Raw genomic sequence first — 14,045 nt, forward strand, 5'->3', positions numbered from 1 at the left:
CTGCCACAAGCCGATTGATGGAACGGTGACCATCCCCATATAAAGAAGAATTGGCGTCCCGATTGGGCGCCGCCGGAGACTGCATGACCAAGACCTATCCCGTATTGCCGCTTCGCGACATCGTCGTGTTCCCGAATATGATCGTGCCGCTGTTTGTTGGCCGCGACAAGTCCGTCGCCGCGCTCGAAGCCGCGATGAACGATACCAAGGAAATTTTCCTCGTGGCGCAGCTCGACCCGAGCGAGGACGATCCCGATCGCGACGATTTGTATGAAATTGGCGTAACGGCGGTGGTGCTGCAGCTCCTCAAACTGCCCGACGGCACAGTCCGCGTGCTGGTTGAGGGGAAAAAGCGTGCCAAGCTCTCGCAAATCTTCGCTCAGGACGGGCATCTTTCTGCCGAAATCGAAATGCTTGAAGGCGATGACGGCGCCAGCGAACTTGGTGAGGCCGCGGAGGGCGTAGACAGAAAGGTCGCCGCCTTCAGTCCCGAGGACGTCAGCCGGGAACTGGCGGCGCTGATGCGGTCGGTCGTCGATCAGTTTGAAAATTATGCCAAGCTAAACCGCAAGCTGCCGGCCGAAACTGCGGTGCAACTGGGCGAAATCGACGATCCGTCGCGGCTTGCCGACGCCATTGCGGCGAATATCCAGGTCAAGGTGGCCGACAAGCAATCGCTGCTGATCGAGTCCGATCCGCAAAAGCGGCTGGAAATGGTGTTTGCCTTCATGGAGGGCGAACTCGGCGTGCTGCAGGTCGAAAAGAAGATCCGCAGCCGTGTGAAGCGCCAGATGGAAAAAACTCAGCGCGAATATTATCTTAATGAACAGCTGAAGGCCATCCAGCGCGAGCTGGGCAATGAGGGCGAGGAAGGCGAGGGCGATGAAATCGCTGAGCTCACGCAGAAAATCGCGACGCTGAAGCTCTCCAAGGAAGCCCGCACCAAGGCGACCACCGAGCTGAAGAAGCTGAAGACGATGGCGCCGATGTCGGCCGAGGCGACGGTCGTGCGCAATTATCTCGATGTGCTGCTGGGGATTCCCTGGGGCAAGAAATCAAAGCTGAAAAAGGATATCGAAGCCGCCCAGGCGATCCTTGATGAGGATCATTATGCGCTTGAGAAGGTCAAAGACCGGATTGTCGAGTATCTCGCGGTGCAGGCCCGCACCAACAAGCTGAAAGGGCCGATCCTGTGCCTCGTCGGCCCGCCGGGTGTCGGCAAGACCAGCCTGGGCAAGTCGATCGCGAAGGCCTGCGGGCGTGAATTCGTGCGCCAGTCGCTGGGTGGCGTGCGCGACGAGGCCGAGATTCGTGGCCATCGGCGGACCTATATCGGCTCGCTGCCGGGCAAGATCGTCACCAATTTGCGCAAGGCCGGCACCAGCAACCCGCTGTTCCTGCTCGATGAGATTGACAAGCTTGGCCAGGATTTCCGAGGCGATCCGGCTTCCGCGCTACTCGAAGTGCTCGATCCCGAACAGAATTCGAAATTCCAGGACCATTATCTGGAAATCGATATCGACCTGTCCGACGTCATGTTCGTGACGACGGCGAACACGCTCAACCTGCCGCAGCCGTTGCTCGACCGGATGGAGATCATCCGGCTGGAGGGCTATACTGAGGACGAGAAGGTCGAGATCGCCGAGCGTCATCTGGTTGCCAAGCAGATCGAGGCGCACGGCTTGAAGCCCGGCGAATTCGAGCTGCGCAACGACGGGCTGCGCGCGCTGATCCGCTATTACACACGCGAAGCCGGCGTCCGCACGCTGGAGCGCGAGATCGCGCGGCTGGCACGCAAGGCGCTGCGCCGCATCCTTGAAGGCAAGATGGAAAGTGTGGTCATCACCGCTGACAACATCGCCGACTATGCCGGGGTGCAGAAATATCGCTTCGGCATGGGTGAAGAGGAGCATCAGATCGGCGCCGTTACCGGGCTTGCCTGGACCGAAGTGGGCGGTGAATTGCTGACCATCGAAAGCGTCACGGTGCAGGGCAAGGGGCTGGTGCGCACCACCGGCAAGCTGGGCGATGTGATGAAGGAATCGGTCGAGGCGGCGATGAGCTTCGTCAAGGCGCGCGCGCCGACCTATGGCATCAAGCCGAGCATCTTCGCGCGCAAGGACATCCACGTCCATCTGCCCGAAGGGGCGGTTCCGAAGGATGGACCGTCGGCGGGTATCGGTCTGGTGACATCAATCGTATCGACATTGACGGGTGTCCCTGTCCGCCGCGATGTCGCCATGACCGGCGAGGTTACGCTGCGTGGACGGGTGTTGCCGATCGGCGGCCTGAAGGAAAAACTGCTCGCGGCGATGCGCGGCGGGATCACCACTGTGTTGATTCCGCAGGAAAATGAGAAGGATCTGGCCGAAATTCCGGCCAATATCCGCGAGGGGTTGAAAATCATTCCGATCCGCCATGTCGATGAAGCATTGCGACTCGCGTTGACGGAGCCGTTAACGGCGATCGACTGGAGCGACGCTGACGAATTGGCTGCGCTCCCGCCAGCGGGCGTGCCCCCCGTGGGCGGCGAAGTGCACCACTGAAACGGCTAACCACACCTCAAAGCCTAGAAATCCGTCATAATTTAGCCTGCCGGGCGCAAATTATGACGGATTTGCTTTGACAGGCTGTTGCCAAGCAGCCTTATTGGTCGTCCGGCCGCGCCGTGACTCAATTGATTTTATAAATTTGCAATCGCAAGAGACGGGGGTTCCAACGGATGAACAAGCAGGAATTGATCGGGGCAGTCGCTGATGCGTCAGGCCTCACAAAGGGCGACGCAAGCAAAGCCGTTGAGGCAGTGTTTGATTCAATCTCGACCGCACTGACCAAGGGCGATGAAGTCCGCCTGGTTGGGTTTGGCACTTTTTCTGTCAGCAAGCGCAAGGCGTCGACGGGCCGCAACCCGCGCACTGGAGAGCCGATGACGATCAAGGCGTCGTCACAACCAAAGTTCAAGGCCGGCAAGGGCCTGAAGGATTCGGTAAACTAAGCTTTTCTGGCCGGGGCTGGACAAGCTTTGGCCGCATGCTAAAGGCATCATGATTGGGGCGGCGGGAAACCGCCGCCCTTGTCTTTGGTCCCGTACCTATCGGAAATCGAGGTTTCGGGCGCGTAGCTCAGTGGTAGAGCACACCCTTCACACGGGTGGGGTCGCAGGTTCAATCCCTGCCGCGCCCACCATCACCAAAGGCCCCGGCGACCAACGGTCGGCCGGGGCTTTTTTGCTGGAAAAGGGCGGTTTAGCCCTGCTGCGCTTGCCTCTATCCGCCCTGTCTGCCAATAGGCGGCAGGCCAAAAAAAGAGGTGGTAGCGTGCGTTTTTCCGTCGTGATTTCCTTGATTTCGGCCCTTCTTGTCGCCGGTTGTTCGGCACCTGAAGGACCGGCCAATAATCAGCAAATGGCCAAGGCGCCGGAGGCAGCGACGCCTGGCAAGAAGATACTCGGTGATGAACCAGCCAGTTCGCCCAGTGCCATTGCCGCCAAGGAAACGGTAGATCGCTATTTCAGCTTCATCCGTGCTGGGGACTATGACAAAGCCTATGTCCTGTGGGGCGATCGCGGCGGCGATACGCGCGGGACGCTGAAAACGTTCAGCGACGGGTTTAAAATCTATAGCGTCTTCGAACCGGTTACCGGCGAACCGACGGCGATCAAGATGACCGACGGCAAGCAATATATCCTGGTGACGGCAACGATCGACGTCAAAAACCGGAAAAAAGGCACCACTGCGCACCGCGAAGGTGTCGTCATGCTGCGGCGATCCGCCGACCCGACCGAGACTGACCCTGAAAAGAAGGAATGGCGGATTTGGGGCGTCGACATTCGGGTCAAAAACTGATCGGTCGATCATGGCTGATCGTTGCGGATTGGCGGTTGAATCTGGATGTCGGCTGACTGTCGGAAACTTTTGTTTCGCGGCAGTTCGAGAGAAGAGTCGACTAAACCTGAATCCGGCCTAGGCTTGCTTGATACCATCGCGAAGGGAATGGCGGTGAAATCAAGAATGGTGCTTGCCGGTGCTGCCGTTGGCGTGTTGTTCGCTGCATCTGCGGTTGCGGGCCAGAATGATCGTCCGCCTGCTCCTGCCATTCCCGCTGCGGCGGCCACGCTGCTTGCGCCCGACGCGGTATTTGATGGACGCGACGGCATTGTCCATCGCGGCTGGAAAGTGCTGGTGCGGGGCGACCAAATCGCCGCAGTCGGCCCCGACATCGTTGCACCCGCTGATGCGCAGATGATCACGCTGCCCGGGTCGACATTGCTGCCCGGGCTCATCGACGCGCATGTCCATCTTTTCCTCCACCCCTATAACGAAACCAGCTGGAATGATCAGGTTCTGAAAGAACCCTTGGCGCTGCGCACGGTGCGTGCTGCGGCCAATGCGCGCGCGACGTTGATGGCGGGCTTTACCACCGTGCGTGACCTGGGGACGGAGGGGGCGGGCTATGCCGATGTCGGGCTGAAGGCGGCTATTGCCCAGGGCATCGTTCCCGGACCGCGAGTCCTGGTGGCAACCCGTGCGCTGGTCGCGACGGGCAGCTATGGCCCCAAGGGATTCGACCCTGGATTTGACGTCCCGCAAGGGGCCGAAGAAGCCGATGGGGAGGCACTGGTCGCAGCGGCGCGGCGGCAGATCGGCCGGGGTGCTGACGTTATCAAGCTCTATGCTGATTATCGCTGGGGTGCTGGCGAACCAAGTCGGCCCACGTTTTCAATCGCTGAGATGCGCGCGGTGGTCGATGCCGCCCATGCAGCAGGTCGCCAAGTTGCGGCGCATGCCAGTACGATCGAGGGGATGCGCCGTGCGACAATCGCCGGGGTGGATACGATCGAGCATGGGAATGACGGCACGCTGGAAATATTCGCGTTGATGAAGGGGCATGGCACTGTTTTTTGCCCCACGCTCGCGGCGACTGACGCGATCGAGCGGTATCGCGGCTGGCGCGGCGGCAGCCCTGAACCTGCGGCAATTGTTGCTAAACGCGCCAGCTTTGCCGCTGCATTGAAAGCCGGGGTAGCAATGTGCGTGGGCGGGGACACGGGCGTCTTTAGCCATGGCGACAATGCCCGGGAAATCACGCTGATGGTCGCATGGGGCATGCCGCCCGCCGCCGTGCTGATGGCAGCGACCAGCGGCAATGCGGCTGCGCTTGGCATCGCGGATCGGGTCGGTGCTATAGGCCCGGGCATGGTAGCGGATATCATCGCTGTGCAAGGCGATCCGGTTCGGGACCCTGCCGTGCTTCGATCGGTAACCTTGGTGATGCAGGCCGGAGTAGTCGTTCGGCGCCCCTGATTGCGACCTGCTGCAATCGGGGGCTGGTCGTCCGGCGGCCCTGAGCCACCGAACGACCAATGCCGATCAGAATTTCACGCTCATCGAGAATTGCAACGTGCGGCCGACATTATAGAGGTTGTAGTTGATCCGGTTGACCCCGTTGTCCTGGAATTCCTGGAACCGGGTGCCGGTGATGTTGCGTGCTTCGAACTTCATTTCGGTATTGATGCCAGCCAGTTTGACACCCTGGCGCGCGACGAAATCTAGCTGGAAGCCGGGATATTCGAAGACGTCAGGCTGGCCGAGCGCCCCTGCACGGATCGTCGCACGGCGGCTGGCATAGTTGAGCAACAAGGTCTGCTGCGACAAGCCATCGCGATCTTCAAGCCCAATCTCAAGATTGGCAAGGTGATCCGATTGCCCGGTCAGCGGGACGCCATCACGAAACAGCTGGTTGGCCCGCGTAATGCCCGACAGGAAGGATACCGATGCGGGATCGTTCGCACCGACACTGATCCGCGATTTGGTGTAGGTATAGTTCGCAATCAGTAGCAGGCGACGCGAGGCAAAGAAGGAAGACCCTTCAAAGACATCGCTCAGGTTGAAATATTTCTGCGCCTCAACTTCACCGCCATAAAGCGTTGCACTGGGGGCGTTGGCATAGCTGTAAATAAACGATTGCTGGAAACTACCAGTGAAGACTTCAATCGGGTTATCGATCTGCTTGTAGAAACCGGCAGCCGAAACGCGCTGATCGCGGTCAAAATACCATTCGATCCGGCCTTCAGCATTGTAAAGCTGGGTATCGGTTAGACGACCATTACCGCGATATTCGCGATTGACCTCTGGATCGAAATAGGACTGATCGATCAACTCGCGGAATTGTGGGCGCGAAATGGTCTTCGAACCCGCGATGCGGACCTGCAGCTCGGGGGTGATCTTGTACGTGAAGGTTGCCGCCGGCAGGAAATAATTGCGGTTGATCTGCGCTTCGGCAGAGCGGGAGATCGGTGTGGCAAAGATCTGGACGACATTAACGGCCTGGCGCGCCGTTTCATAGCGCAGGCCGATATCGACATTGAGATCGTCCAGAATGTCCCATTGCAGGCGGCCATAGCCGGCATGAATACGCAGGCTGGCGCCGAAGACCGGCGTCCCTGAATTCTCGTTGATCGAAATACCAAAGGCATCAATCACCGCAGGCGACAGCAACGCATCAGGACGGAGGAAGGATAGCCCAGTCGCAACGGTTTCCTGCGCACCCGCAAGATCGTTCAAGCCCTGTTCGCGCAGACGCGTGGCGATTTGGTCGCGGCGGAACTGGAATGCCCGCCGTTCAGTCCGCCGAAACGTGTCGGTGTAGGCATAGCCGACCGAGCCGGTCACATCAGGCGTGAACTTGTACGCAACATCGGCACCGACCGAATACAGGTCTTCACGCAGGAACGAGTTAGCGATCGTGGCGTCGCCAAACTGGCCGTTAAGCGGGTTGAGAAAGAACTGGCCGGTTGGGCTCGCTGGGTTGTTCGAGCGCTGATACTGGAAGGAAATTTCGTCTGGGGCATCGCGCCGCGAATTTGCATAGCCGCCGCGCAGATCAAGACTGAGTGCATCGGTCAGCTTGAACTCACCTGCCAGTTGAGTGTCGATGAGCTGGCGGGCAAACCAGGCGGTGTCCTGCTGTTGGAAGGTGCTGTTCTGCGCCAAGCCAGTGATCGTGCCGACGCCGAGGCGCGCTTGCTTCAGCGTGTCGCGGACATAGAGCGTAGTCCACCGGATTTTGTTCCGGTCAAATTCCAGGCTGGTCCCAATCAACCCGTCAACGACCAGGCGATTGTCGGTGATCACGCGCTGGAAGCTGGTTTCGGCAAGCGAAAGGTCCTGCGTCGCGGTGGTCTGCTGCAGGTTGTCGCGCGTGCGCCATTTGTTGCTGTACCCAAAGGTCGCAATCAGGCCCAACGTGACATCATCGATATCCCAGGATTTCCCGCCATCCAGGCTGAAGCTCCAGTTGGGCGGAATGGCAGTATTGCGCTGGACGACCGAGTTGTTGCCGTTGAACAATTGCGACGCGATCGCGCGCTGGGTGGCACGCGTGGTATCGGCAATCTGCTGGCCGCTGCTCAGGAAAGACGCCAGGGCCGGCGGGATATTGCGCGCGCCGTTACCAAAACCAGTCCAGTCACTGGCCGACCCGAAATAGGTATAACCAAGCTGCCCGGTCGTGACGGTATCAGCGCCGATGCTGGAATTGACGTTGAAAAAACCTTCCTTGGGCGTCGATTTGGTCGTCAGGTTGATGACGCCACCGCCGAATTCGCCTGGAAAGTTCGCCGAATAGGTTTTTTGAACCAGTGATGAGGCAATGACATTAGTCGGAAAGATGTCGAGCGGCACCGAACGGCGCAGCGGCTCAGGGCTCGGCAGGGGCGAACCGTTGAGCAGCGCGAGCGAATAGCGGTCGCCGAGACCACGGACATAGACAAAGCCGTTGCCGACAACGCTCAGGCCGGTCACGCGCGCCAGCGCGCCGGCGATGTCGCCTTCGCCCGTGCGGGCAATGTCTTCTGACGACAGGACGGAAAGAACCTGCGACGTCGAGCGGGCAATATTGCCATTGCGCTTGCCGACGACGACGATGTCCCCGCCACCGGGGATGGAAATATCGGGGTTTTCAGCGACCTGTTCCTCCTCCGCTGGGGCGGCGGTTTCAGGCGTGGCAACCGCCGGGTCCTGCGCGGGCGCTTCGGCCGTCTGGGCAGGGATTGAAGGTGCCGGGGCTGGCGCGGGCACAGCCTGCGCACGCGCTACCGAAGGCGCTACTAGCGCAGATGAAATCAGCAATAGGCTTGCCAGCTCGAACGGCCTCGACATCGTAAACCCCCTTTGAAATCCTGAACAAGGACGGGGCGTCGCCTGCATGGCCACGCCCCGTCCAATTTCACTTACCGAGCATCAGATCGTTGGCAGCGAGGTGCACAGGCCGGTATTGCCGGTACCGAGGTCGAGCGTCGTGCTGTTGCACGTCCATGTGCGATACCAGGTGTCGTTGGCATCACGGACCGCACCGATATAGCTGGTCAGTTCAAAGAACGGGCCATTGGCCGAGCTTGCCGTCAACGGCCTCGCGTCGAATGCAGGGACTGCAGTTTCCGCCGGACCGTTGATGAAGGTGCTGGTGAACGACGGTGTGAAGGTTGCGCTGTTGTTGTTGCTGCCAGCGCCGAAGATCGTCGTGACATCAGCATTGGTTACGCCATTGGCGCCTAGGAACGGCGTCGCGCCGCACTGCATGACGACCGAGCGGAACACCGGTGCGCCAAGCTCGTCAATGGCAGGGTTGGCCGTAGCCGAGGCGGTCTGGGCACGGCTGATGCGTAGGCACGATGGCGATGGCGACGCCGCCGATACGATACCGTTAACGAGCGTGTAGTCCGTGCCGCCGCGCAGCAGGATCGCCGACAGAGCCGACGTGTTGTTTACACGGTGGAAGAAGGTGAAGTTCGACACGATCGTGTTCTGGCGTGGGTTATCGCCATCGACGGCGTTATCGCTGTCGGCTTCGATGATCGCGTCGGTGCCGCGGGATTCGCTGCCTGCGCGCTGCGCAACCATCACATACTGGAAGTTCCCCTTCAAGCCGACGTCAGTGTCAAGATTGTCGTCCTCGGCACCAACCGAGATAAAGTACCGCATGTTGACGCGACCGCCGAAGAATTCGGCGCCGTCATCCGAGCTGTTGAACGTTTGGATATTGTTCAGCACGGTGCCGCTACCAGTGCCTTCAGTCGTCAGGGCTTGAAGCTCGCTATTTGCCGAAAGGACGAAGCCCGAAAAACGGATCTGGACGAAGCTCATCCGGCCGCTGCTTTCGGTGTTATTGGTGCCACCGTAAACGGCAGGATCGATTGCGCCTTCGGTCTGGCGCTCGCAAGCAGCGGTGCCTGGAGCTGCACCGGAAGCAGCGCAGTCAGTGATCTGAGCGCGGCCCATCAGCACGACGCCGCCCCACTGGCCCGACGACGTGTCGGTGTTGAGGCCGAGGACATTGTCACGGCTGGTGAAGATGATCGGGCGAGCGGCGGTACCGACCGCCTGGATCGAGTTACCGCGGTTGACGGCGAGCCAAGAGACACCGGTGTTGCCAAAGACGATAACGCCAGGTTCGATCGTTAGCACAACGTTGGTCGTGCCCGTGGTCGTCGCACCCTGATCGGTGCCAACGTCAACGCGGCCAGGCAATGCATACAGAACGCCTGGAATGCGCGGGAGCGTTGAGCTGCGCGTAATGCGGGCGGGCAGGTTGCACTGGCGATAGGTGCCGGTTGGGCCCGTGATGGTTCCCGCATCGGTCAGGCCGGCGGAATCGGCAATGGTCGGGCAGCCACTTGCTGCGGTGACCAGCGTGCTGGTCGGCGTGGGGGTTGGGGTTGGCGCAGGTGCGGGCGCAGGCGTGTTGTTGATCGTCACGTTGCCGCCGGTACCCGGGGAGGCGATGTCATTGGCGCCGCAGCCGCTCAGCACAGCAACCGACGCGGTCGCAAAGAGGATGCGACGTAGGTTCGAGTTAATCATTTCCCTGTCTCCAGCGTGTTTTCGTGCCCGGTCGAGTGACCGTTGCGTTCACGATGCAGCCGCGAGTCGTTGTGCCCCCGCGCTCCCATCTCCACCGCCTCTAGAAAGGGCTTGTGACTCAAGCATGGTAATTGCGATGCACTTTGATGAACTAAAAGTTACAGTTTTAAGGCGTTGCATCTGCGCATTGCTGCCAGGCAATCATCGATAATACAGGTATTTCTCCTCTGAGCGGCAGCGGCTATCGTGCCGATCTGGGCGCGCGCGGGCGCCTATCCCCAGCGCCGTTCGCGAAACCATTTGGTCAGGATATATTTGGTGCCGGCGCGAACGGGCATGCCCTGATGCAAGGTTGATGCGTTGATGGACCCGTCGAGGCCGCGATTGTCCCACATTAACAATTTGCCTGTTTCAGGCTGGACAATTTTGTTGATGGCCTTGAACCGGGTGGCCCCGCCAGCGGCGGGTTCGTTGAGATAGATCATTGCCGTCCAAGTGCGTTGCCCCGCCACGCTGCAGTATTTTTCGTAATCGATCCCGAGCGGATCGAAATAATCGGTATGCAGCTTAAATTCCTGGCCCACCGCATAACGCTGTCCTTGCAGCGGTTCGCCAAACGCCGGATCCAATCCCATCAAATCGCAGATCGCGCTATTGACGGTCATGCCCAGCGGGTCATCAAACGCGATGTCACATGTTTCGCTGGTGCGATATTTTGCGTCGCCATTGGGATCCGACAGCGTTGAAGGACGCCGCTCCGCGTCGATGCGATCCATCAGCGCGGCACAAAGATCTGGCTTTAGGAAATGGCGCTTAAGGAACAATGTCAACTTGGCGCTAGGAACTTTTTGGATAGCTGGTTGCCTGCTCAGATGAGCGATGACGGGCAGCGAAGGCTGGCCTGAACCGAAACAGGCTGACGGGTGAGGGTCGCTTGGCGCGCTGGGCATGGATACTAATAGCCAGAAGGACTCCTAGAATTCCAGTCTGGTCTGAAAGGGACTGAAATTGTTGCAACAGGCCATCTTTTTTGTCTCAATTCGTTCACCAAAGTGCCATTGAAATGTAACGCGCCCCGCCTAGCAACGGCGCTTCCTGGGGACCCCACCGATGCGGCTAGAATTTGATGCACGCGCTCAGCGCCTTTTGCAGCTTTTGCCGCGCGCCAATGTCTATTCGGCGATCGAGCTCATTTTGCTCTGTGCCCTCGCCATTCAAGGCGCGCGATTGGTCTGGACGGTGGTGACCCCGGTTAGCCCTTTGGGAAGCTGGCGGGTTGCGACGCCAGGGTCTGGCGTCAATGCGGGCGAGGTGCTGCGTACCTTTGATGCGTTTTTCCGCCTTGAAGCTGCTGCTCCAGGGTCACAAGTGGCGGTCGTGACGCCGCTGTCGCTGGTCCTTTTTGGTACGCGAATGGATGAAGCGACCGGCAAGGGCTCGGCCATCATCGCGTCAGCGGAAGGTGAGCAGACCAGCTATTCAGTGGGCGCTGAGATTATGCCAGGCGTCACGCTGAAATCAGTGGCATTTGACCATGTAACATTGACGCGGGGCGGGGTGGATGAAGACCTGTTCCTTGATCAATCAGCCGGAAGTGCGTCGGCCAATGTTCCTTCAGCCAGCGGGCAGAGTGACGCGCTTACTTCAGCGCTGCCACCGCAACCAGGCAGCTCGTCGCTAACGCTGGGACGGCTGCGGGCCGAAGTTGGTTTCATCCCGCGAATTGATGGCGGCAAAATCACCGGGTTGGTAGTGCGCCCGCAAGGGTCTGGCGAGATTTTCCGTCAGGCAGGATTCAAAGAGGGGGATATCGTGACGCAATTGGGAGGCCGGCCAATCCGCGGCCAGGGCGATTTGGAGCAGCTGGCCGGGCAGTTTGCCAAGGGTGGCAACCTTTCGGTGATGGTTGAGCGAGGAGCCGAGCAATTGCCCCTCGCCATTACGCTGGCTGGCCAATGAAGCGGCTGCTGCTCTCCGCCGCAATCGCGCTGGTGATCGCTGGGCCACTTGCTGCCCAAACCACGCTCAACGTGCGTGACGCCGATATCCGCGCCTTCATCGCTGATGCCGCCAAGGTTACCGGACGAAGCTTCATCATCGACAGCCGCGTGCAGGGCAAGGTAACGGTTGTTACCGATCATGCGCTCAGCCGGTCTGAGTATCTTGAACTTTTCCTATCGACGCTTCGGGCCAATGGGCTGGTCGCGGTGCCGGCAGCAGGCGGCGCATTTCGAGTCCAGCCGATCGACAATGCGTCATCACAGCCCAGCCGTGTGGGCAATTCAGCAACGGCATCGCGCAACAGCTTTGTCACGGATATCTTTCGGCTACGATCGATCGATGCGGCCTCTGCCGTCGATACGGTGCGGCCATTGATTAGCCCGCAGGGATCGGTGACGGCGAACCGCGGGGGCAATTCGATCGTCGTGGTCGATTTTGGCGACAATGTTCGCCGCATTCGCGAAGTGATCCGCCGGATCGATACCGATGGATCATCGACCAAGGTCGTTGCCCTCAAAAATGCCGGCGCGCGTGAGATCGCGACTGCATTGCAAGCGCTGGTGCCCGCGGCAGCACAGGGCGGGCAGACCGTTTCGGTGGTGCCGGTGAACAGTTCAAATGCCGTGGCCATTCGCGGCGACGCGCCCACCGTTGCTCGCCTTGCCGAAGTCGCCCAGGATCTCGACAAGCGCGCCTCGCTGAGCACCGAGATCAAGGTGGTGTTCTTGCAGAATGCCGATGCGGGACAGCTTTTGCCGGTGCTCCAGCAACTGGTCGGCCAGCAACCAACCGAGGCGCCGCAGCAGGTTCAGCTGTCGCAATCGAGCGTGAGCATCAACGGCAATAATGGCAGCAACGCGCGCAACATCGTGGCGCCGCAGCAGAATAGCGCGCCGGTATCGCAGAGCGGCGGCAGCGCGAGCCAGCCGGCGGTGGTTGGCGATGGAGGCCGGACGGCCGCAGTTGTCACCCGCTTTGCCGGTGCCAATGCGATCGTGATTGCTGCCCCTGCCGAAGTGCAACGGCAACTGGCAGAGGTGATCCGCCAACTCGACACCAGACGGGAACAGGTGCTGATCGAGGCGATCATTGCGGAGGTTTCCGATGCCACCGCCAATCGGCTTGGCGTCCAGTTACTGCTCGGCAGCCTTGATGGCAGTTTGCCGATCGTATCGAGCAGCTTTTCGAACACGGCGCCCAATCTCCTCACCGTTGCCGGAGCTATTGGTTCGCGCCAGCTCAACACATCGACCACAACGATTAATGGCAACACAACAACCACAGCGACCAACAGCGCGATCAGCGATTCGCTGGCGCAATCGGCGATCAGCTCGATCCTGGGCGCATCGGGTGGCCTGGGCGGCTTTGGTACCACGATCGGCAGAAACGGCGTGTTCGCCGGCATCATCAATGCCGTTAAAAGCGATTCAACGTCTAATCTGCTGCAGTCGCCCAGCGTGACCACGCTGGATAACCTGCCGGCACGTCTGTTGGTTGGCCAGGAAATCCCGGTCACCACCGGTCAAGCGCTCAGTCAGAATTTCGACAATGCGTTCCGGACCGTGCAGCGCCAGAATGTCGGCATTGAGCTTGAGGTTCGCCCGCAGATCAATTCCAGTGGCACGATAAAGCTGTTCCTGCGCCAGCAGGTCAGCTCGGTCTCCGGCCCGGTTTCGAACGACAATAGCGATCTGGTCCTCAACAAGCGCGAAGTCGAGACGACGCTGACCGTGGATGATGGCCAGATCGCGGTGATTGGCGGGCTGTTGTCGGACGATGAACGCCGGACGATCGAGAAAATCCCGCTGCTGGGCGACATCCCTGGACTCGGTCAGCTGTTCCGGTCGCGGGCGAAGCAGCGCACCAAGACCAATTTGACGATCTTCATTCGGCCGACGATCATCCGCAATGCAGAGGATACGCGCCGCGCCACCGAACAACGATATGGCTATTTGCGGCTCCAGCAGGGGCTGCAATATCCGGATAGCGAACCGACCATTGATCAGCTGGTGCGCGATTATATGGGCGCGGAGCCCCCGCTGCCGCGGTCTCCCGCACCAGGCAGCATCGAAGATCCGCGCATTGCCTTGCCGGCCATGCCGAGTTCGAGCCAGGACCTTCGCGTGCAAGGGAAGCCGAAATGAACGATTATTCCGGTTCCAGCGACGATTTCATCGAGCCATC

At 59.9% G+C, this 14,045-nt stretch carries 9 protein-coding genes and 1 tRNA gene; 7 read left to right on the top strand and 3 right to left on the bottom strand.

All coding sequences use genetic code 11. The features are described 5' to 3' along the window. Positions 1-83: 83 nt before the first annotated feature. From lon to B7Y43_RS05375, 5 genes are all read left to right on the top strand, one after another. Positions 84-2,546 (top strand): endopeptidase La, encoded by a 2,463-nt coding sequence (lon, locus tag B7Y43_RS05355; protein WP_374130589.1) that lies wholly within the window; start codon positions 84-86, stop codon positions 2,544-2,546. A gap of 176 nt (positions 2,547-2,722) precedes the next feature. Beyond that, on the top strand, positions 2,723-2,995 hold the full coding sequence (locus tag B7Y43_RS05360) for an HU family DNA-binding protein (protein WP_374130590.1): 273 nt from the start codon (positions 2,723-2,725) through the stop codon (positions 2,993-2,995). A 116-nt stretch (positions 2,996-3,111) separates the two neighbouring features. Beyond that, positions 3,112-3,186 (top strand) — tRNA-Val (locus B7Y43_RS05365). Positions 3,187-3,227: 41 nt separating this feature from the next. Next, the gene (locus tag B7Y43_RS05370; RefSeq protein ID WP_374130591.1) at positions 3,228-3,845 is read left to right on the top strand and encodes a hypothetical protein; all 618 of its coding nucleotides are present in this window, start codon (positions 3,228-3,230) and stop codon (positions 3,843-3,845) included. A 147-nt stretch (positions 3,846-3,992) separates the two neighbouring features. After that, complete coding sequence (locus tag B7Y43_RS05375; RefSeq protein WP_374130639.1) at positions 3,993-5,303, top strand: amidohydrolase family protein; 1,311 nt, start codon at positions 3,993-3,995, stop codon at positions 5,301-5,303. A 66-nt stretch (positions 5,304-5,369) separates the two neighbouring features. On the opposite strand, the gene B7Y43_RS05380 is transcribed toward B7Y43_RS05375, so the two are convergent. From B7Y43_RS05380 to B7Y43_RS05390, 3 genes are all read right to left on the bottom strand, one after another. Further along, on the bottom strand, positions 5,370-8,159 hold the full coding sequence (locus B7Y43_RS05380) for a TonB-dependent receptor domain-containing protein (protein ID WP_374130592.1): 2,790 nt from the start codon (positions 8,157-8,159) through the stop codon (positions 5,370-5,372). An 81-nt stretch (positions 8,160-8,240) separates the two neighbouring features. After that, entirely contained in the window at positions 8,241-9,860 is a 1,620-nt protein-coding gene (locus tag B7Y43_RS05385; protein WP_374130593.1) for a hypothetical protein, read from the bottom strand. Positions 9,861-10,132: 272 nt separating this feature from the next. Continuing rightward, complete coding sequence (locus B7Y43_RS05390; protein ID WP_374130594.1) at positions 10,133-10,636, bottom strand: prolyl hydroxylase family protein; 504 nt, start codon at positions 10,634-10,636, stop codon at positions 10,133-10,135. 334 nt (positions 10,637-10,970) lie between these two features. Between B7Y43_RS05390 and B7Y43_RS05395 the strand changes: the two genes are divergently transcribed. Both B7Y43_RS05395 and gspD read left to right on the top strand, forming a co-directional pair. After that, the gene (locus B7Y43_RS05395) at positions 10,971-11,819 is read left to right on the top strand and encodes a type II secretion system protein N (protein WP_374130595.1); all 849 of its coding nucleotides are present in this window, start codon (positions 10,971-10,973) and stop codon (positions 11,817-11,819) included. After that, complete coding sequence (gene gspD / locus B7Y43_RS05400; RefSeq protein ID WP_374130596.1) at positions 11,816-14,005, top strand: type II secretion system secretin GspD; 2,190 nt, start codon at positions 11,816-11,818, stop codon at positions 14,003-14,005. The genes B7Y43_RS05395 and gspD overlap by 4 nt, the downstream gene beginning before the upstream one ends. Positions 14,006-14,045: the final 40 nt, after the last annotated feature.

The sequence above is a fragment of the Sphingomonas sp. 28-62-20 genome, assembly GCF_002281505.1.